We start from the raw sequence: 18,026 nt of genomic DNA, 5'->3' as shown, positions 1-18,026 counted from the left end.
CCTGGGGCGCGCGGTCCGGGGGCTGCGGGCCGGGGCCGGGGGCCGGGCCGCGGCCAGGCGCGGCCCGAGGTCAGGTGCGGGCCGGGTGGCCAGGTGCGGCCCGAGGTCAGGTGCGGGCCGGGTGGCCAGGTGCGGCCCGAGGTCAGGTGCGGGCCGGGTGGCCAGGTGCGGCCCGGGGCAGGCGCGGGCCGGTCAGCCGCCGGCCTGGGCCAGCGCCTGGGGCGAGGCCGGGGCGGGGCCCGCGCGGGCTTGGGGCCCCGCGCAGGCCCGCGTGGGCCCGTCTGGTCGGTCAGGTGCGGGTCGTGGTCTGTCTCGGGCGCCAGGGCAGTTCCGCCGTCACCGTCGTCCCCTCGCCCTCCGGCGAGGCCACCACGAACACGCCGTCCACCGCGCCCAGCCGCTCCGCCAGGCCCCTCAGACCGGAGCCCGCGTCGAGCCGGGCGCCGCCGCGCCCGTCGTCCGAGACCTGCAGCAGCAGCCGGTCCGACGTCCGCCACACCTCCACGGACGCGCTGCGCGCCCGCGCGTGCTTGGAGACGTTCTGCAGCAGCTCCGAGACGGTGAAGTACGCGATCCCCTCGATCGCCTCCGCCGGCCGCACGTCCAGGTCGACGCTCACCTTGACCGGGACCGTGCACCGGGCCGCGACCGAGGACAGTGCCGCGTCGAGGCCGCGGTCCGTCAGGACCGCCGGGTGGATGCCGCGGGCCAGGTCGCGCAGCTCCTGGAGCGCCAGCTTCACCTCGCCGTGCGCCTCGTCCACCATCGTCGCGGCCGCCTCCGGGTCCTCCAGGAGCTTCTCCTTCGCGAGACCGAGACCCATCGCCAGGGCGACGAGCCGGGCCTGCGCGCCGTCGTGCAGGTCGCGCTCGATGCGGCGCAGGTCGGCGGCGGCGGTATCGACGACCACGCCCCGGTCCGACTCCAGCTCGGCTATCCGCCGCTCCAGCTCGTCGGACGGGGACAGCAGCCCGCGCACCAGCGCCCGGTCGACGTTCGACAGGGCGCGGGTGATCACCGGCAGCAGCGGCCAGAGCACCACCAGCGAGACCAGTGTGAGGGTGAACGTCAGGATCCCCCAGGGCAGCCGGATGAAGTCGTACAGCACCGTCCGCCAGGCCACCGGGTCCTTCACCCGCGCCCACATCGCCGCCAGCACGCCGCCCCGGCTGCGCGGCAGCGGGCTCGGCTCGTCCACCCGTACCCCGAGCAGCGCCCGGGCCCGGCGTCGCTCGGCACGGCCGAGCCCGCGCGCACCGGCGAGGCCCAGGGCCAGCCACGGCAGCCCGATCACCGTCACCGCGAGGCCGGCGCCGACGACCACGGTGACCACCACGTACACGAACCCGATCAGCGTGACCGGCAGGTTGGCCAGCAGGAACGCGACCTCGCGCCAGGTCACGCCGTCGAGTGCGGCGATCCGCGCGCGCGGCGGACGGTCGTCGGCCGGGCGGTCGTGGACGTCGTGGACGTCGGCCTCGACGTCAGTACGGGTGCTCATGTCGAACAGCCTGCCGGGCCGGTGATCCCGATGCCATGGGGTTCCTCGTACGAAGGGACTGGGGATAACCCCAGCCCCCTCGTGACGGGGCCGTTGTCCCGGGGGGCGTCCGGCATGCGGCACGGCTGCTTACTGTGTACTTATCAGGGCCTAGACTCCCGTGCGTACAGATCGTCGAACGGGCAGGGAGCGAGGGGCGGACGTGCCGGAGACGACCGTGTCGACCGTACTCGCGGCGGACTACTTCGAAAGCTATTCGGTCGTGGGACTGCTCGCCGTGCTCGGCGTGCTGTTCGTCGCGATCGCCTTTGGCGCGGGGCGGTTGCTGCGGCCGGTCGTGCCGACACCCGAGAAGCTGCTCACGTACGAGTGCGGCGTCGACCCGGTGGGCGAGGGCTGGGCGCACACCCAGGTCCGCTACTACGTCTACGCGTTCCTCTACGTGATCTTCGCCGTCGACTCGATCTTCCTGTTCCCCTGGGCGACGGTGTTCGCCGCGGCGGGATACGGCGCGACGACGCTCGTCGAGATGTTCATCTTCCTCGGCTTCCTGGCCGTGGGACTGCTCTACGCGTACAAGAAGGGCGTCCTGACATGGACGTGAGCCCCGCACCCGTGGACCTGCCCGAGCCGAAGCGGCTGGGCGTCCTCTCCCGTCTCGCACCCGAGCCGATGAAGGTGGTCCTGAACTGGGGCCGCCGGTACAGCCTCTGGGTGTTCAACTTCGGGCTGGCCTGCTGCGCGATCGAGTTCATCGCCGCGTCGATGGCCCGGCACGACTTCATCCGGCTCGGCGTGATCCCGTTCGCGCCGGGACCCCGGCAGGCCGACCTGATGATCGTCTCCGGCACGGTGACGGACAAGATGGCGCCGGCCGTGAAGCGGCTGTACGAGCAGATGCCGGAGCCGAAGTACGTCATCTCCTTCGGCGCGTGTTCGAACTGCGGCGGTCCTTATTGGGACTCGTACTCGGTGACGAAGGGCGTCGACCAGATCATCCCGGTGGACGTGTACGTCCCCGGCTGCCCGCCGCGGCCCGAGGCGCTGCTGCAGGGCATCCTCAAGCTCCAGGAGAAGATCGCCCGCGAGAGCCTCGGCGAGCGGTACGCGACGCCGTCGGTGACCCAGCTGACGAGCGGCCTGGTGACGCCGCCGAAGCCGGGAGGCACGGCGTGAACGCGACTGCGACCCCGACCCCGAACCCGAACCCGTACGACACGCTCCCCGACGCCGTCACCGACGTCTTCGGCCCGGACGCGACGGCGGAGCAGGCGTACGACCTGCTGACCGTCGACGTGTCGGCCGACGCGTGGATCACGGCGCTGACGACCGCGCGGGACCAACTCGGCTGCACGTTCTTCGACTGGCTGAGCGCGGTCGACGAGCCCGGCGTCGGCTTCCGGATCTGCGCGCACGTGGCCGCGCTGGAGGGCGGCCGGGTGCGGCGGCTGCTCGTGCGTACGACGGTGCCGCACGACGCGGCGGTGCTGCCGACGGCGGTGGACGTGTACGCGGGCGCGGCCTGGCACGAGCGCGAGACGTACGAGATGTTCGGCGTGACCTTCACGGACCACCCGAACCTCGTGCACCTGCTGCTGCCGGAGAACTTCGAGGGCCACCCGCTGCGGAAGGACTTCGTCCTGGCCGCGCGGGTGGCGAAGGCGTGGCCGGGCGCGAAGGAGCCGGGCGAATCCGAGCACGGCGGCCCCAAGCGCCGCCAGATGCTCCCGCCGGGCGTCCCCGACCCCAACGAATGGGGCCCCCTCAAGGGCCAGCTCCCCCCTGCCCCCGAACGCCCGGCCCGCGCCGCCCGCGCGGCAGGCGACCGCCCGGTCCGCCGCGCCCGCACGGCGGGCGAGGGCTCGGCCAGCCAGGCGGCGGAGACCCCGGCGGCGGAGGGGGCAGCACCCCCGGCCCGCCGTGCCCGCACGGCGGCCGGCGGCTCGGCGAGCCAGACATCGGAGGGCTCGGCGGCTCCGGCGCGCCGTTCCCGTACCGCGGCGGACGGCTCGGCGAGCCAGGCGGCCCCGGCGGCGGACGGCACGGCCGATGCCGCCGGTACCACGCCCGCGTCTCCGGCCGGCCCGGGCCGCAGCCGCTCCGCGAGCCGGCGGGACGCGGACGCGCCCGCGGCGAGCGAAGCCCCGGCCCCGGCGGCGGAGCCCGCTGCGGCCGCGCCGCGCACCCGCAGCTCCGACGCGCCCTGGCACCACGCCCGCCCGGCCTTCGACGAGCCGGCGGGCAAGCCGAAGCCCGACGCGGCCGGAGCCCCGACGCCGACCCCGGGCGCCGAGCCTGCGGCCGCGCCTCCCACGCCGGACAGCGCTCCCAGCGCCGCACCCGCCCCGGCGGCGAAGCAGGCGCCCGACACGGACGCAGCACCCGAGCCGACGCCGGAGACTCCGGCGGCCCCGGCCGCCGAACCCGCGCCCGAGGCGGTGCCCGCGCCCGACGCGGCCCCGGTGGCCCCCGCCGCCGAGCCGGAAGCCGAGCCCGCGCCGGCTCCCGAGCCCGCGCCCGAGCCCGACGCCGACGAACCCCCGTCCACCACCCCACCCCCCGCCGGAGGCGAACCCGCGTGAATGACGCACTCGACGTCGCGCTTCGGCTGCTTGTCGTCTTCGCCGTGTTCCTCGTGCTGCCGCTGGTCGTCGGGCAGACCGAGCACAAGGTGATGGCGCACATGCAGGGCCGGCTCGGGCCCATGTACGCGGGCGGGTTCCACGGGTGGGCGCAGCTCGTCGCGGACGGCGTGAAGTTCGCGCAGAAGGAGGACGTGGTCCCGAAGGACGCGGACCGCCGCATCTTCCAGCTCGCGCCGGCCGTCGCCCTGCTCCCGTACCTCCTCGTCCTCGTCGCGATCCCGATCGGCCCGAGCGAGGGCGCCGTCGGCCAGATCGTCGACGCGGGCATCTTCTTCGTGCTCGCCGTGATGGGCGTCGGCGTGCTCGGCAGCCTCATGGCCGGCTGGGCGTCCGCCAACAAGTTCTCGCTGCTCGGCGCCCTCCGCAGCGCCGCCCAGCTGCTCGCGTACGAGCTGCCGATGCTGCTCGCCGCCGCGTCCGTCGCGATGGCCGCCGGCACCGTCAGCCTGCCCGGCATCCTGAACGCCTTCGAGTGGTGGTGGCTGCCCTGGCAGATCACCGGCGCGCTGGTGTTCTTCGTGGCCGGCCTCGCCGAGCTCCAGCGGCCGCCGTTCGACATGCCCGTCGCCGACTCGGAGATCATCTTCGGCGCGTACACCGAGTACACCGGTCTGCGCTTCGCGCTGTTCCTGCTCGCCGAGTACGCCGGCATCGTCGTCCTGTGCGGTCTGACCACCGTCCTGTTCCTCGGCGGCTGGCACAGTCCGTTCGGGGACGACGGCCTCGGCTGGCTCTGGACCCTGCTGAAGACCGCCGTCCTCGCGTTCGTCGTGATCTGGCTGCGGGTGTCCTACCCGCGACTCCGCGAGGACCAGCTGCAGAAGCTCGCCTGGACGACCCTCGTCCCGCTCGCCCTCGCGCAGATCGCGCTCACCGGCATCGTGAAGGTGGCGATCCAGTAATGCCCAACCCGTCGCCCGACCACCGCTCCTCAACGACGCCCTCCGGGCGGCCCCGTTCGTTCCCCGGCTCCGGCCTCGCCAAGGGCCTCGCCGTCACCCTGCGGACGATGACGAAGAAGACCGTCACCGCGCAGTACCCGGACGTCCAGCCCGAACTCCCGCCGCGCACCCGCGGCGTGATCGGGCTGTTCGAGGAGAACTGCACGGTCTGCATGCTCTGCGCCCGCGAGTGCCCGGACTGGTGCATCTACATCGACTCCCACAAGGAGACGGTGCCGCCCGCGGCCCCCGGCGGCCGCGAGCGCAGCCGCAACGTCCTCGACCGCTTCGCCATCGACTTCTCGCTCTGCATGTACTGCGGTATCTGCATCGAGGTCTGTCCCTTCGACGCGCTGTTCTGGTCGCCGGAGTTCGAGTACGCGGAGACGGACATCCACGAGCTCACCCACGAGCGCGACAAGCTGCGCGAGTGGATGTGGACCGTCCCGGAGCCGCCCGCGCTCGACCCGCGCGCGGAGGAGCCCAAGGAGATCGCCGCCGCCCGCAAGGCCGTCGAGAAGGCGGCAGCGGCCCAGGCCGCCGCCGAGACCTCGGCCGAGGGGGACGCGCAGTGATCCTCGCCGCCGCCCACCCCGGCTTCATGTCGCCCACCGGCGTCGAGATCGCCTTCGTCCTCGTCGGCCTCGCCACCCTCGGCGCGGCCCTCGTCACCGTCACCACCCGCCAGCTCGTGCACGCCGCGCTCTGGCTGGTCGTGGCGCTCGGCGGGCTCGCCGTCGAGTACCTGCTGCTCACCGCGGAGTTCATCGCCTGGGTCCAGGTGCTGATCTACGTCGGTTCCGTCGTCGTGCTCCTCCTGTTCGGTCTGATGCTCACCAAGGCGCCGATCGGCCGCTCCCCGGACGCCGACTCCGGCAACCGCCCGGCCGCCCTCGCGGTCGCGGTCGCCGCCGCGGGCGCCCTGGTCTGGGTGGTCGTCGACGCGTTCCGCACCACCTGGATCGACCTGGACGGCCCCGCCCAGGGCTCCACCAAGGTGTCTGGCGAATTCCTCTTCCGGCACTGGGTGCTGCCCTTCGAGGCGCTCTCCGTCCTGCTCCTCGCCGCCCTGGTCGGCGCGATCGTGCTGTCCCGCAAGGGCGACAAGGAGGACTCGCGCTGATGCACCTCGCCTACCCCGCCGTCCTGGCCGCCCTGCTCTTCTCCGTCGGCCTCTACGGCGTCCTCGCCCGGCGCAACGCGATCCTGGTCCTGATGTCCGTCGAGCTGATGCTCAACGCCGTCAACCTCAACCTGGTCGCCTTCGACGTCTGGCTCCGCGACACCCTGCACGCCGGCCAGGCCCTCACTCTGTTCACCATCGCCATCGCCGCCGCGGAGATCGGCATCGGTCTCGCGATCGTCCTGATGGTGTACCGCAACCGCGGCACCTCGGACGTCGACCGGCTCCGTGACAACGCCGAGACCGACCAGGCCCCCGCGGCCGGTGACGAGAAGGCGGAGGCCGCCGCGTGACCACGACGACCCTCGCCGTCCTCGTCCCCCTGCTTCCCTTCCTCGGCGCCGTCGCCGGCCTGCTCCTCGGCCGGACCGCGCCCGGAATGGTCCGGCCCCTCGCCGTCCTCCCGACGTTCGCCGCGTTCGTCCTCGCCGCCGTCGTCGCGGGACGCCAGGGCGGTGGGAGGCCCATCGTCGCGTCCACCGAACTCACCCCGACCGGCTCCGTCCCGATCGACCTGGCCCTGTACATCGACGGCTTCGCCGCCCTGGTTGCGGTACTCGTCGGCCTCGTCGCGACCTGCGTGCAGGTCTACTCGACCGGCTACCTCCGTCACGACCCGCGCTACCCGTCGTACGCGGCGCTCGTCTCGCTCTTCACCTCCGCGATGCTGCTGGTCGTCTACTCCGGCGACCTGATGGTGCTCCTGGTCGGCTGGGAGATCATGGGCATCTGCTCGTACTTCCTCGTCGGCCACTACTGGGAGACCCCCGAGGCGCGCTCCGCGTCCCTGAAGGCCTTCCTGGTCACCAAGCTCGGCGACGTCCCCTTCCTGATCGGCCTGTTCGCGCTCGCCACGGACGCCGGCACGTTCCGGATCACCGGGATCCTCGGCTCCGTCGCCACCGGCGGGCTCGACCACCCGACCCTGGTCGCGCTGCTCCTGCTGGCCGGCGTGGCCGGCAAGTCGGCGCAGTTCCCGCTGCACACCTGGCTCCCCGACGCGATGGCCGGCCCCACCCCCGTCTCGGCGCTCATCCACGCCGCGACGATGGTCGCCGCCGGTATCTATTTCGTGGCCCGGCTGCTGCCGGTCTTCGCCGCCTCCGCCGCCGCGCTGACCGTGCTCGCCGTGATGGCCGCCGTGACGATGACCGGCTCGGCGCTCGCCGCGCTCGCCCAGGACGACATCAAGCGCGTCCTCGCCTACTCGACCATCGGCCAGCTCGGCTACATGGCTGGCGCACTGGCCGTCGGGGACCGCGGAGCGGCCGTCTTCCACCTCCTCTCGCACGGCGCGTTCAAGGCCCTGCTGTTCCTCGCCGCCGGTGTGGTCATCCACGCGGCCGGCACGAACTCGCTCGCGGCGATGTCCCGGATGGACGGGCTGGCCAAGCGGATCCCGGACGCGTACTGGACGATGACCGTCGCCCTGCTCGCGCTCGCCGCGATCCCGCCGTTCGCCGGCTTCTTCTCCAAGGAAGCCGTCCTGGTGGCCGCCGAGCACACCGCGCTCGGCGACCGCACCGTCGCCCCCGCCGGGGCCGGCTGGATCGTCCTGATCGCCGCCCTCGTCACCGCCCTCCTCACCGCCGCCTACGCGATGCGCCTCTGGCTGCTCGCCTTCCGCGGCCGCGGCGCCGAGGCCCCGGATCACGGCCGCCAGCCGATCACCATGAACGCCGTCCTGTGGGTGCTGGCCGTCCCGTCCCTCGGGTTCGGGCTGACCGTCGCGTACCTCGACGACTGGTTCGACGGGCACGCGCTCACCCCGACCGTCACCACCGCGGTGCTCGGCACCGGCGTCGCCCTCGTCGGCGCGGTGATCACGTACGCGGTGTGGAACACCCTCCGGGCCAAGGCGCCCGCCCCCGCGCTCGCCGCGACCGTCGCGCACCCCGACGCCGAGGCCGGTCAGGTCGAGGCCGAGGCCCTGCACCTGCCGCACCCGTCCGAGGACCCCGCCGACCCCGGCCGGCTGCTCCTCGGCCCGCTGCACCGCCACGCCGCCGCCGGCTTCCACCTCGACGCCGTGTACGACCGCCTGTTCGTCCGCCCCGTCGTCGCCGCGGCCGGCCTGGTCCGCTTCCTGGACCGCGAGGTCGTCGACACGTACGTCAGCGGCGCGGGCAGCGGCACCAAGGGCCTGGGGTGGCTGGTCCGCCGCGCCCAGACCGGAAACGTGCAGACCTACCTGAGCGTCCTGCTCGCCGGTTCCGTGGTCCTGGCGATCACCGCCGTCGTCCTTGCCAACGTCAACGCCGGATCGTGAGCCGTGATCGATATCAGCGAATCCGTGATGCAGTTCCTTCTCGCATTGATCGTCGCCGGCCCGCTCCTCGGCGCCGCCGCGGCTCTCCTGCCGGCCCCGCCCGGGCTGAAGGGGAAGTCCCCGGACCAGGCCGTGCTCCGCCACGGCGTGACGGTCACCGCCGTGATCCTGGCCGCCGCGATCGTCCTCGCGCTCGGCTTCGACCACGACCAGCCGTCGAGGATGCAGGCCACGACGGACATCAAGTGGATCCCCGCACTCGACGTGCGGATCCACCTCGGTGTCGACGGCATCTCCCTCCCCCTGCTGGTCATGACCGCGCTGCTGACGTTCCTCTGCGCGCTCTACAGCTACTTCAAGATGCCCGCGGGCCCGTCCCCCAGGGGCTTCGTCGCGCTGCTCCTCGTCCTCGAGTCCGGCACGCTGGCGACCTTCGCCGTCCTCGATCTCGTGCTGTTCTTCCTGGCCTTCGAGATGGTGCTCGTCCCGATGTACTTCCTGATCGCCCGCTGGGGCGGTGCGGGGCGGCAGGCCGCCGCCTGGAAGTTCATCCTCTTCACGCTGCTCGGTTCGGTCGTGATGCTGCTCGGCCTGCTCCTCATCGGACTGAAGGCGGGCACGTTCGACATGGTGGCACTGGCCACTGACAACGGCCGTGGGCTGACCACGTCCGTGCAGGTCATCGCCGTTCTGGCGATCGGGATCGGGCTCGCCGTGAAGACCCCGATGTGGCCGCTGCACAGCTGGCTCCCGGACGCCCACACCGCCGCCCCGACCGTCGGCTCCGTGCTCCTCGCCGGCGTGCTGCTGAAGATGGGTACGTACGGGTTCGTCCGGATCGTCCTCCCGATCGCCCCGGACGGCATGCGGGTCTTCGCCCCGTACCTCGCCGCCTTCGCCGTCGCCGGCATCGTCTACGGATCGCTCGCCTGCCTCGCCCTCGCGAAGCCCGGCAACAAGGGCGACCTCAAGCGCCTCATCGCGTACTCGTCCGTCGGCCACATGGGCTTCGTACTCCTCGGCATCGCGACCATGACCCCCACCGGCGTCAACGGCGCGCTGTTCGCGAACATCGCCCACGGCCTCATCACCGGCCTGCTGTTCTTCCTGGTCGGCGCGTTGAAGGACCGCTACGGCACGGCCGACCTCGACACCCTCGCCGGCGCCACCGGCGCCGCCCTCTACGGCCGCGCCCCGCGCCTCGGCGGACTGCTCGCCTTCGCCGCCGTCGCCTCCCTCGGACTGCCCGGCCTGGCCGGCTTCTGGGGCGAGATGCTGGCGCTGTTCGGCGCCTTCGAACCGGCCGCGGGCCTCAGCCGCCCCGCGTTCCTCACGTTCATGGCGATCGGCGCCTTCGGCACCCTGCTCACCGCCGCGTACCTCCTCCTCGTCGTCCGCCGCGTCTGCATGGGCGGCGCGCGGCCCGCGGGCGAGGCGCGGATCGCCGACGTCCAGGGGTACGAGTTCGCCGCCTGGACGCCCCTCGTCGCCCTCACCGTCGTCGCCGGCCTCTGGCCCGCGGTCCTCCTCGGCCTCACCGACCCGGCCGTGCAGCAGCTCCTCGCCGGAGGCAAGCAGTGACCCCAACCGCCGCGACCCAGTCCGCCGCAGGCCTCACGCAGGCGGCCGACGCGAGCCTCGTCCAGTCCGTCGACTGGCTCGCGATCGCGCCGCCGACCCTGGTCGCCCTCGTCGCCCTGGTCGTCCTCGTCGCCGACCTGTTCGTCCCGGCGGCGCGCAAGCAGCTGCTCGGCTGGACCGCGATCGCCGGCCTGGCCGCCTCGATCGTGCTCCTGCTGCCGCTGCGCGCGGCGGACCGCTCGACCTTCTGCCTCACCACCGACGTGCAGGCGTGCAGCTACACCGCCGACCGGTTCACCCTGGTCATCCAGTTCCTGGTGCTCGGCGGCGCGTTCGTCACCGCCCTGCTCTCGCTCCCCGACACGAAGGCCTCCGACGCGAAGGGTTCGGAGGCGAGGCTGCCGGCCGGCGAGTACTGGTTCCTGCTGCTGTCCTCGGCCGCCGGCGCGGCGCTGCTGCCCGCCTCCCGCGACCTCGCCACCCTCGTCGTCGCCCTCGAAGTGGCCTCGCTGCCTGCCTTCGCGCTGGTCGGCCTGCGGCGCGGGGACCGGATGTCGAGCGAGGCGGCGCTGAAGTTCTTCCTCTCCTCGGTCACCGCCACCGCCGTCACCCTGCTCGGCGTCAGCTTCGTGTACGCCGCGACCGGCACCCTGCACCTGACCGAGCTGGCCCACCGGCTCGACGACGTCCCCGGGCAGCTGGACGTCCTCGCCCAGACCGGCGTCGTGCTGACCCTGGTCGGCTTCGCCTTCAAGACAGCGGCCGTACCGTTCCACTTCTGGGTCCCGGACACCTACGTCGGCGCCCCGCTGCCGGTCGCCGCGTACCTCTCCGTGGTCGGCAAGGCGGTCGGCTTCACCGGCCTGATCCTGGTCACCGTCGTCGCCTTCCCGACGTACGCCGACGTGTGGGGCCCGGCCCTGGCCGTGCTTGCCGCGCTGACCATGACGGTCGGCAACGTGGGCGCGCTGCGCCAGGCGGCCGACCGGCCGGGGAGCGCGGTGCGGCTGCTCGCCTGGTCCTCCGTCGCCCAGGCGGGCTACCTGCTGGTGCCGATCGCGGCCGCCGCGTACACCAGCGACGACCAGATCGGCGCGACCGTCGCGTACGCCGTGATGTACGCCGTCGTGAACCTCGGCGCGTTCGCCGTCGTCGCCCTGGTCGGCCGCACGCACCCGGAGAACCGGATCGCGGACTACCGCGGTCTGTACGCCGCCGCCCCGGTCGTCGCGCTCGTGCTCGGCTTCTTCCTGCTCAATCTGGCGGGTCTGCCGCCCGGTATCATCGGCCTCTTCGCCAAGGTGACGGTCTTCTCCGCGGCGGTGGACGCGGGCCTCGGCTGGCTGGCGGTCGTCATGGGCGTCAACGTCGTGATCGGCCTGTACTACTACCTGCGGTGGACGGCCGTCCTGTTCCGGGCGCCCGAGGGCGAGCCGGTCCGGCACCGGGTCCCGGCCCCCGTGACCCTGGCGATCGTGCTGACGGCCCTGGCGGGCGTCGTCCTGTCGGGCTACCCGCAGTTCGCGCTCCGCTTCGCGGCGATCGGCCTCTTCTGATCCCCCACACAGAAAAGCATCGAGGAGCAGCGCCGTGCTGAACGGTTTCAAGGACTTCATACTTCGCGGGAACGTCGTCTCGATGGCCATCGGTCTGGCCGTCGGTTCGGCTTTCACGGCTGTCGTCACCGGCTTCAGCAAGGCGTTCATCACCCCGCTCATCGGTCTCGCGACCGGCTCGGTCGGCGACTTCAGCGAGGCGAAGTTTCATGTCGGCAAGACGATCTTCCCGTACGGTCTGGCGATCTCCGCGGCCATAGCGTTCGTCATCACCGCCGCCGTCCTCTACTTCTGCATCGTCGTCCCCATGACGAAGGTCCAGGAGAGGTTCGCCAAGGAGGAGGCGAAGGACGTCAAGTCGGAGAAGCGCGACTGCCCGGCCTGCTTCAGCGAGATCCCGGCGATCGCCACCCGCTGCGCCCACTGCACCAGTGAGGTCGAGCCGGTCGCGTCGGCCCTGGAGGCCGTCGGCCTGGAGAAGACCCCGGTCCCGGCCCAGCGCTAGTCACCCGTACGGCCCAGAGCACGCCCCGGCACGCCCCGTGCGGCCAGGGGAACCCGCGCCTCCCGCCTGGCGTTGACCTGTACGGGAGGGTCCACTGGACGGGTGGACCAGCACCCAGCAAAGGGTTCCCCTGCCGTACCACTTGGAGGGCGTACCGTGCACCGCCGGCACAACGGGCTGAGGACCGCCGTACTTCTCGGAGGGCTCTCGGCCCTCATCATCCTCATCGGCAGCTTCTTCGGGCGTACCGGCCTGATCGTCGCGGTGGTCGTGGCGCTCGGTACCAACGCGTACGCGTACTGGAACAGCGACAAGCTGGCGCTGCGGGCCATGCGGGCCCGGCCGGTGAGCGAGTTCGAGGCGCCCGCCCTGTACCGGATGGTGCGCGAGCTCTCCACGCAGGCCCGCCAGCCCATGCCCCGGCTCTACATCTCGCCGACCCAGGCCCCCAACGCCTTCGCGACCGGCCGGAACCCGCGCAACGCGGCGGTGTGCTGCACGGAGGGAATCCTCCAGATCCTGGACGAGCGCGAGCTGCGCGGTGTCCTCGGCCACGAGTTGAGCCATGTCTACAACCGGGACATCCTGATCTCGTCGGTGGCGGGCGCGCTCGCCTCCGTGATCATGTTCCTGGTCAACTTCGCCTGGCTGATCCCGGTCGGCCGGTCGGAGGACGACGAGGGCCCGGGCCTGCTCGGCATGCTGCTGGTCGCGATCCTCGGCCCGATCGCCGCCTCGGTGATCCAGCTCGCCATCAGCAGGTCCCGGGAGTACGAGGCGGACGCCTCCGGCGCCCAGCTGACCGGTGACCCGCTCGCCCTGGCCAGTGCGCTGCGCAAGCTCGAAGCGGGCACGAAACAGCTGCCGCTGCCCCCCGAGCCCAAGATCGAGACCGCCAGCCACATGATGATCGCGAACCCGTTCAGGCCGGGCCGGGGGCTCACGAAGATGTTCTCGACGCACCCGCCGATGGCGGAGCGCATCGCCCGACTCGAGCAAATGGCAGGTCGTCGCCCATGAAGACACTCCTCAACGTCATTTGGCTGATCCTCTGCGGATTCTGGATGTTCCTCGGCTACCTGCTGGCGGGCGTCCTGCTCTGCATCACGATCATCGGCATCCCCTTCGGCCTGGCCGCCTTCCGGATCGGCGTCTACGCCCTCTGGCCCTTCGGGTACACGGTCGTCGACCGGCGGGACGCGGGCGCGCCGTCCTGCGTGGGCAACGTGCTGTGGCTCGTCCTGGCGGGCTGGTGGCTCGCGCTCGGCCACATCACCACCGGCATCGTGCTGTGCATCACGATCATCGGCATCCCGCTCGGCATCGCGAACTTCAAGCTGATCCCGGTCTCCCTGCTCCCGCTGGGCAAGGAGATCGTCCGTACGGACCAGCCGTTCGCGAGCCGCTGATGGACTCTCCGAAGTACGCCCTGGAGACCGACCCGAGGGCCCCGGCGTCCGCCTACGGCGACGGGGTTCTGGCGCTGTGCAAGGACGTCGACGGCCTGTTCGCCGAGCCCGGCCCGTCCCACCGCGCCCGCTTCGAGCTGCGCGGCTGCGCCGAGCCGCGCGGCGAACTCGCCCGCGCCGTCGCCGAGGCGACCGTGGCGGGCACCGCGCCGCTGGGCGAGCTGCTCGTACGCACCGCCGACGAGCAGCTGCGACTGCTGGAGGACGTACGGGTCCTCGCCCGGACGGGGGACGTGGTCACGGTGGAGGCGGTGACGTGGCCGCATCCCGAGTACGCCGACGACGGCGAGGACGGACCGGCGGCCGCCGAGACCCGTTGCGTCAATCTGGTGCGCGTCTCGCCGGACGAACCGGAGGAGCGCACGCACACCGAGGTCACGTTCCTCGGCTGCTCCCCACGGGGCCCGCTGCGCGACGCGCTGGAGACCGGGACGGAGGACCTGCCGGCCGCCGTCATGTTCCAGCGCCTGGCGTACATGGGCGTCGTCGCGCACTTCGAGGGGCGCGCCCGCCTGGTGGACCTGAAGCCGTCCCGGCGCCATTACGGCCTGTTCGACCTCACCGTCCTCGTCGACCGCTGCGACCTGCGCGTCCCCGGGATCGGCGGCATCTGGGACCTGTGGTGGTGGCAGCGCCCGGAGGAGCCGGGCACCTGGGCGCGGTTCCCGTCGGGCACCCGCCGCGAGTGGCTGGTCCAGGCCGAGCGCCGCGCCTGGGACCTGCCCGGTTACGGCGCCGGCGTCGCCACGTACCACCTGGACGGCCGACACGTCGTCGACGCGGACTCCTTCCACTGCGCGCTGGGCGAGGCGGTCCTGGGCCCCGGCGGCTATGTCGCCGACAACCTCCACGGGCTCGCGAAGAACCTGGTCGTGGGCGTGGGCGACACCCTGGTCTGGCACGACGCCGACACGGCCCGCGCGTGCCTGGGCGTCCGCCCGCTCGCCCGGCACCAGCCGCCCACGTTCGACCGGATCGTCACGACGCTGGAGGCGACGGGCCTCACGGTCGTCCTCGCCTGACCACACTCCTGCCGTCCGACGACACCCCGCAGCCTGACCACACCCCCGCAGCCTGAAGGCACCCCCGCCCTCGGCCCGCCTCAGCGCCGTCCCTCCCGCACCGCGTACGCGACCACCCCCGCCGCCAGCACCCCCGCGCCCGCCGCGACGGACGTCCACGGCAGCGCGAACGCCAGCGCCCCGCAGCCGGCCAGCCCCACGCCCGCCAGGACCCGCGCGCGCGGCCCCAGCGTCCAGGCGGCGGCGTTCGCGATCCCGTAGTAGACCAGCACCCCGAACGACGAGAACCCGATCGCGCCCCGCACGTCCGCCGTCGCCGCCACCACGGCCACCACCGCGCCCACGACCAGCTCCGCCCGCTGCGGCACCTGGAAGCGGGGGTGCACGGCCGCCAGCGGGGTCGGCAGGTGCCCGTCGCGGGCCATCGCCAGCGTCGTACGGGAGACACCGAGGATCAGCGAGAGCAGCGAGCCCAGCGCCGCCACCGCCGCGCCCACTCGGACCACCGGCACCAGCCGGTCCGCGCCCGCCGCCCGTGCCGCGTCCGACAGCGGCGCCCCCGAGGCGGCGAGCCCGTCCGTGCCCAGGACCGCCAGGACGGCCACGGCGACCGCCGCGTACACCGCCAGCGCGATGCCGAGCGCGATCGGCACCGCCCGGGGGATCGTGCGCGCCGGGTCCCGCACCTCCTCGCCGAGCGTGGCGATCCGCGCGTACCCGGCGAAGGCGAAGAACAGCAGCCCGGCCGCCTGGAGCAGCCCGCCGGCCGAGGCGTCCGCGCCCACCGAGAGCCGCCCCGCCTCACCGGCGCCGAAGGACACCACCACGACCGCCGCCAGGACCGCGAGGACCAACGCCACGATCACCCGCGCGGCCAGCGCCGACTTCTGTACGCCGGTGCAGTTCAGGGCCGTCAGTGCGACGACAGCGGCGACCGCTACCGCGTGCGCCTGGTCCGGCCAGGCGTACGCGCCGACCGTGAGCGCCATCGCCGCGCACGAGGCCGTCTTGCCGACGACGAACGCCCAGCCCGCGAGGTACCCCCAGAAGGGCCCGAGGCGTTCGCGCCCGTACACGTACGTGCCGCCCGAGGCCGGGTAGAGGGCCGCCAGCCGGGCCGAGGCCATGGCGTTGCAGTACGCGACGAGCCCGGCGAGGCCCAGCGCGGGCAGCAGCGCGGAACCGGCCGCGCCGGCCGCGGGCCCGAGCGCCACGAAGATCCCCGCCCCGACCATCGCGCCGAGCCCGATGACGACGGCGTCGAAGACCCCGAGCGTGCGCCGCAGTTCGTGTGTCATGCGCGGCAGGTTACGGCCCGCGGCAACCGCGGCGTCCGGCCGGGCGTCCTACCGGACATGAACATTGTCAGCTGGATCGTCCTGGGCCTGCTCGCCGGCGTCGCCGCCAAGATCCTGCTGCCCGGCCGCGACCCGGGCGGCATCGTCGGCACGACCGTCATCGGCATCGTCGGTGCCTTCATCGGCGGCTGGCTCTCCGCCCGTTTCCTGGACCGCCCGATCACCGCGGACTTCTACGACGGCGCGACCTGGCTGTCCGCGATAGGCGGCTCGTTGGTGCTGCTGATCGCGTACCGGATCTTCTTCGGCCACTCCCGCGAACGCTAGAGCCCGGTCTCGCGCAGGGTGATGTTCAGCCGCCCCGAGAGCCCGAGGGACGGGGGAGCGGTGTGGGGCATCACCTTGGGCACCCCGTGGTACGCGAACCGCGAGGCCAAGCCGAACACGAACAGATCCCCGGAGGCCAACTCCACGTCGGTGTACGGCTTTCCGCGCGTCTCGGTGTTCCCGAACCGGAACACGCACCGGTCGCCCAGGCTCAGCGACACGACCGGCGCGCCGGAGCGCTCGTCCTTGTCCTGGTGCATGCCCATCTTCGCGCCGGCGCCCGCGTCGTAGTAGTTCACGAACGCGGTGTCGGGCGCGTAGCCGCCGTCCTCCCCGTACGCCTCGGCGACGGCTTCCCGCCCCAACGCGGCGAGCCAGTCGGGCAGTTCGACGGCGACGTCGTCCACGTACCGATACGGCACCCAGCGCCGCCCGAGGCCCAGCGACTGCACGGACATCACCCCGCCGCCCGGCAGCACGATGTGCCGGTACGGGACGGGCCCGCGCCCCCACTCCCGGCACGCGGCCACCAACTCCCGCTGCCGCGCGGCCGGAAGCCACCCGGGCACGTGCACGGCACCGGGCGCGACGACGGCCCGCTCGCGGGGGAACAGGGTGTCCACGGCTACGCAGCGCCCTCCAGCGCGAGGAGGCTCTCCTTGCGCTCCAGGCCGGCCGCGTACCCGCGCAGGGCACCGTCCGCCCCGATCACCCGGTGGCAGGGCCGCACCACGAGCAGCGGGTTGCGCCCGATCGCGGTCCCGACGGCCCGTACCCCGGCACCGGACGAACCCACCTTCCGGGCGATGTCCCCGTACGTGACGGTCGTCCCGTACGGAATCTCCTCCAGGGCCTCCCAGACGCGCCGCTGGAAGTCCGTCCCGCTGTGCGCGACGGCGACGTCGAACCGCTCCCGCCGCCCGGCGAAGTACTCGCCGAGCTGCGCCGCGATCTCGGTGAACGCCTCCGGCGCGAGCCGCCACCCGTCACGGACGGCGACGGCCCCCTTCTGACCGGGCAGCGACAGCGAGGCGAGCGCGGTCCGCCCGTCCTCGCCGACCCGCCCGACCAGCAGCATCCGGCCGAGCGGCCCGTCGACGTATGCGTACACGTCGTCCATGACGTCTCCTCTCCTCGCCTGCCAGTCTGCGCGCGGGCAGGCGGAGGAGCTGGCGGTTTTCGGACGCGGCAGTCCGGGGACTACCGGTAGTTCACGAACTGCAGGGCGAAGTCGAAGTCCTTGCCCTTGAGCAGCGCCTGCACGGCCTGCAGGTCGTCCCGGCTCTTCGAGCTGACCCGCAGCTCGTCGCCCTGCACCTGCGCCTTGACGCCCTTGGGGCCCTCGTCGCGGATGGCCTTCGCGACCTTCTTGGCGTTCTCCTGGGAGATGCCCTCCTGGACGGAGGCGAAGAGCTTGTACTCCTTGCCGGACAGCTGCGGCTCACCCTCGACGTCCAGCGACTTCAGCGAGATCCCGCGCTTGATCAGCTTGGACTGGAAGATGTCGAGGATCGCGTTGACCCGCTCCTCGCCGTTCGCCTGCATCAGGATCTTCTCTCCCGACCAGGAGATGGAGGCGTTGGTGCCCTTGAAGTCGTAGCGCTGCGAGATCTCCTTGGCGGCCTGGTTGAGGGCGTTGTCGACCTCCTGCCGCTCGACCTTGGAGACGATGTCGAAACTGGAGTCGGCCATGACGTGTGGCTCCTTGCGTCGAATGCCTTCGCGCGTG

At 72.8% G+C, this 18,026-nt stretch carries 20 protein-coding genes; 15 read left to right on the top strand and 5 right to left on the bottom strand.

Annotation, left to right across the window (positions count from 1 at the left end; all coding sequences use genetic code 11):
• Positions 1 to 289: 289 nt before the first annotated feature.
• Positions 290 to 1,501 (bottom strand): sensor histidine kinase, encoded by a 1,212-nt coding sequence (locus R2D22_RS15610; RefSeq protein WP_318103966.1) that lies wholly within the window; start codon positions 1,499 to 1,501, stop codon positions 290 to 292.
• Between the two features lie 202 nt (positions 1,502 to 1,703).
• Between R2D22_RS15610 and R2D22_RS15605 the strand changes: the two genes are divergently transcribed.
• The 14 genes from R2D22_RS15605 (at position 1,704) to R2D22_RS15540 (ending at position 14,672) form a co-directional block, all read left to right on the top strand.
• Positions 1,704 to 2,105, top strand: coding sequence for an NADH-quinone oxidoreductase subunit A (locus R2D22_RS15605; protein ID WP_318103963.1), 402 nt, complete (start codon positions 1,704 to 1,706; stop codon positions 2,103 to 2,105).
• Positions 2,096 to 2,677: an NADH-quinone oxidoreductase subunit B gene (locus R2D22_RS15600; RefSeq protein WP_318103960.1), complete on the top strand. Its 582-nt coding sequence runs from the start codon at positions 2,096 to 2,098 to the stop codon at positions 2,675 to 2,677. The genes R2D22_RS15605 and R2D22_RS15600 overlap by 10 nt, the downstream gene beginning before the upstream one ends.
• On the top strand, positions 2,674 to 4,083 hold the full coding sequence (locus R2D22_RS15595) for an NADH-quinone oxidoreductase subunit C (RefSeq protein ID WP_318103957.1): 1,410 nt from the start codon (positions 2,674 to 2,676) through the stop codon (positions 4,081 to 4,083). Before R2D22_RS15600 ends, R2D22_RS15595 begins: the two co-directional genes overlap by 4 nt.
• The gene (locus R2D22_RS15590) at positions 4,080 to 5,048 is read left to right on the top strand and encodes a complex I subunit 1/NuoH family protein (protein ID WP_318103954.1); all 969 of its coding nucleotides are present in this window, start codon (positions 4,080 to 4,082) and stop codon (positions 5,046 to 5,048) included. The genes R2D22_RS15595 and R2D22_RS15590 overlap by 4 nt, the downstream gene beginning before the upstream one ends.
• Positions 5,049 to 5,155: 107 nt before the next feature.
• Positions 5,156 to 5,662 (top strand): 4Fe-4S binding protein, encoded by a 507-nt coding sequence (locus tag R2D22_RS15585; RefSeq protein ID WP_318109783.1) that lies wholly within the window; start codon positions 5,156 to 5,158, stop codon positions 5,660 to 5,662.
• A 26-nt stretch (positions 5,663 to 5,688) separates the two neighbouring features.
• The gene (locus tag R2D22_RS15580) at positions 5,689 to 6,210 is read left to right on the top strand and encodes an NADH-quinone oxidoreductase subunit J family protein (protein ID WP_318109781.1); all 522 of its coding nucleotides are present in this window, start codon (positions 5,689 to 5,691) and stop codon (positions 6,208 to 6,210) included.
• Entirely contained in the window at positions 6,210 to 6,563 is a 354-nt protein-coding gene (gene nuoK, locus R2D22_RS15575; RefSeq protein ID WP_318103952.1) for an NADH-quinone oxidoreductase subunit NuoK, read from the top strand. Before R2D22_RS15580 ends, nuoK begins: the two co-directional genes overlap by 1 nt.
• Complete coding sequence (locus tag R2D22_RS15570) at positions 6,560 to 8,539, top strand: NADH-quinone oxidoreductase subunit 5 family protein (protein WP_318103950.1); 1,980 nt, start codon at positions 6,560 to 6,562, stop codon at positions 8,537 to 8,539. The genes nuoK and R2D22_RS15570 overlap by 4 nt, the downstream gene beginning before the upstream one ends.
• Before the next feature lie 27 nt (positions 8,540 to 8,566).
• On the top strand, positions 8,567 to 10,120 hold the full coding sequence (locus R2D22_RS15565; protein ID WP_318103948.1) for a complex I subunit 4 family protein: 1,554 nt from the start codon (positions 8,567 to 8,569) through the stop codon (positions 10,118 to 10,120).
• Entirely contained in the window at positions 10,117 to 11,676 is a 1,560-nt protein-coding gene (locus R2D22_RS15560; protein WP_318103944.1) for an NADH-quinone oxidoreductase subunit N, read from the top strand. The genes R2D22_RS15565 and R2D22_RS15560 overlap by 4 nt, the downstream gene beginning before the upstream one ends.
• A gap of 34 nt (positions 11,677 to 11,710) precedes the next feature.
• Positions 11,711 to 12,181 carry a large conductance mechanosensitive channel protein MscL gene (gene mscL / locus R2D22_RS15555; RefSeq protein ID WP_318103942.1) on the top strand — a complete coding sequence of 157 codons (471 nt, stop codon included), beginning with the start codon at positions 11,711 to 11,713 and terminating at the stop codon, positions 12,179 to 12,181.
• Between the two features lie 156 nt (positions 12,182 to 12,337).
• The gene (gene htpX / locus R2D22_RS15550) at positions 12,338 to 13,201 is read left to right on the top strand and encodes a zinc metalloprotease HtpX (RefSeq protein ID WP_318103939.1); all 864 of its coding nucleotides are present in this window, start codon (positions 12,338 to 12,340) and stop codon (positions 13,199 to 13,201) included.
• Positions 13,198 to 13,590, top strand: a complete 393-nt coding sequence (locus tag R2D22_RS15545) for a YccF domain-containing protein (protein ID WP_318103937.1) — start codon at positions 13,198 to 13,200, stop codon at positions 13,588 to 13,590. The genes htpX and R2D22_RS15545 overlap by 4 nt, the downstream gene beginning before the upstream one ends.
• Positions 13,590 to 14,672 carry a barstar family protein gene (locus R2D22_RS15540; protein WP_318103936.1) on the top strand — a complete coding sequence of 361 codons (1,083 nt, stop codon included), beginning with the start codon at positions 13,590 to 13,592 and terminating at the stop codon, positions 14,670 to 14,672. The genes R2D22_RS15545 and R2D22_RS15540 overlap by 1 nt, the downstream gene beginning before the upstream one ends.
• A gap of 80 nt (positions 14,673 to 14,752) precedes the next feature.
• Here the strand turns inward: R2D22_RS15540 and R2D22_RS15535 are convergent, their stop codons facing one another.
• Entirely contained in the window at positions 14,753 to 15,970 is a 1,218-nt protein-coding gene (locus tag R2D22_RS15535) for an APC family permease (protein WP_318103934.1), read from the bottom strand.
• A gap of 57 nt (positions 15,971 to 16,027) precedes the next feature.
• On the opposite strand from R2D22_RS15535, the gene R2D22_RS15530 reads away from it, so the two are divergent.
• Complete coding sequence (locus tag R2D22_RS15530) at positions 16,028 to 16,297, top strand: GlsB/YeaQ/YmgE family stress response membrane protein (protein ID WP_318103933.1); 270 nt, start codon at positions 16,028 to 16,030, stop codon at positions 16,295 to 16,297.
• Here R2D22_RS15530 and R2D22_RS15525 read toward each other — a convergent pair.
• The 3 genes from R2D22_RS15525 to R2D22_RS15515 all read right to left on the bottom strand — a co-directional run bounded on the left by R2D22_RS15525 (position 16,294) and on the right by R2D22_RS15515 (position 17,989).
• Entirely contained in the window at positions 16,294 to 16,920 is a 627-nt protein-coding gene (locus R2D22_RS15525) for an alpha-ketoglutarate-dependent dioxygenase AlkB family protein (protein WP_318103932.1), read from the bottom strand. The two genes, R2D22_RS15530 and R2D22_RS15525, sit on opposite strands and share 4 nt — an antisense overlap.
• Before the next feature lie 2 nt (positions 16,921 to 16,922).
• Positions 16,923 to 17,417: a methylated-DNA--[protein]-cysteine S-methyltransferase gene (locus tag R2D22_RS15520; protein ID WP_318103931.1), complete on the bottom strand. Its 495-nt coding sequence runs from the start codon at positions 17,415 to 17,417 to the stop codon at positions 16,923 to 16,925.
• Between the two features lie 80 nt (positions 17,418 to 17,497).
• Positions 17,498 to 17,989 carry a YajQ family cyclic di-GMP-binding protein gene (locus R2D22_RS15515; protein ID WP_318103929.1) on the bottom strand — a complete coding sequence of 164 codons (492 nt, stop codon included), beginning with the start codon at positions 17,987 to 17,989 and terminating at the stop codon, positions 17,498 to 17,500.
• Between the last annotated feature and the right edge of the window lie 37 nt (positions 17,990 to 18,026).

This window comes from Streptomyces sp. HUAS YS2 (genome assembly GCF_033343995.1).
GTDB classification, from domain to species: Bacteria; Actinomycetota; Actinomycetes; order Streptomycetales; family Streptomycetaceae; genus Streptomyces; species Streptomyces solicathayae.
The sequence above is the reverse complement of the archived record's forward strand: the minus strand, read 5'-3'. Positions and strand labels throughout refer to the sequence as shown.

What these genes read in the sequence shown, in the direction of transcription:
- R2D22_RS15610 (WP_318103966.1), bottom strand. Translation starts at nt 1,501, where the DNA reads ATGAGCACCCGTACTGACGTCGAGGCCGACGTCCACGACGTCCACGAC.
- R2D22_RS15600 (WP_318103960.1), top strand. Translation starts at nt 2,096, where the DNA reads ATGGACGTGAGCCCCGCACCCGTGGACCTGCCCGAGCCGAAGCGGCTG.
- R2D22_RS15585 (WP_318109783.1), top strand. Translation starts at nt 5,156, where the DNA reads ATGACGAAGAAGACCGTCACCGCGCAGTACCCGGACGTCCAGCCCGAA.
- R2D22_RS15580 (WP_318109781.1), top strand. Translation starts at nt 5,689, where the DNA reads ATGTCGCCCACCGGCGTCGAGATCGCCTTCGTCCTCGTCGGCCTCGCC.
- nuoK (WP_318103952.1), top strand. Translation starts at nt 6,210, where the DNA reads ATGCACCTCGCCTACCCCGCCGTCCTGGCCGCCCTGCTCTTCTCCGTC.
- R2D22_RS15565 (WP_318103948.1), top strand. Translation starts at nt 8,567, where the DNA reads ATGCAGTTCCTTCTCGCATTGATCGTCGCCGGCCCGCTCCTCGGCGCC.
- R2D22_RS15545 (WP_318103937.1), top strand. Translation starts at nt 13,198, where the DNA reads ATGAAGACACTCCTCAACGTCATTTGGCTGATCCTCTGCGGATTCTGG.
- R2D22_RS15540 (WP_318103936.1), top strand. Translation starts at nt 13,590, where the DNA reads ATGGACTCTCCGAAGTACGCCCTGGAGACCGACCCGAGGGCCCCGGCG.
- R2D22_RS15535 (WP_318103934.1), bottom strand. Translation starts at nt 15,970, where the DNA reads ATGACACACGAACTGCGGCGCACGCTCGGGGTCTTCGACGCCGTCGTC.
- R2D22_RS15530 (WP_318103933.1), top strand. Translation starts at nt 16,028, where the DNA reads ATGAACATTGTCAGCTGGATCGTCCTGGGCCTGCTCGCCGGCGTCGCC.
- R2D22_RS15520 (WP_318103931.1), bottom strand. Translation starts at nt 17,417, where the DNA reads ATGGACGACGTGTACGCATACGTCGACGGGCCGCTCGGCCGGATGCTG.
- R2D22_RS15515 (WP_318103929.1), bottom strand. Translation starts at nt 17,989, where the DNA reads ATGGCCGACTCCAGTTTCGACATCGTCTCCAAGGTCGAGCGGCAGGAG.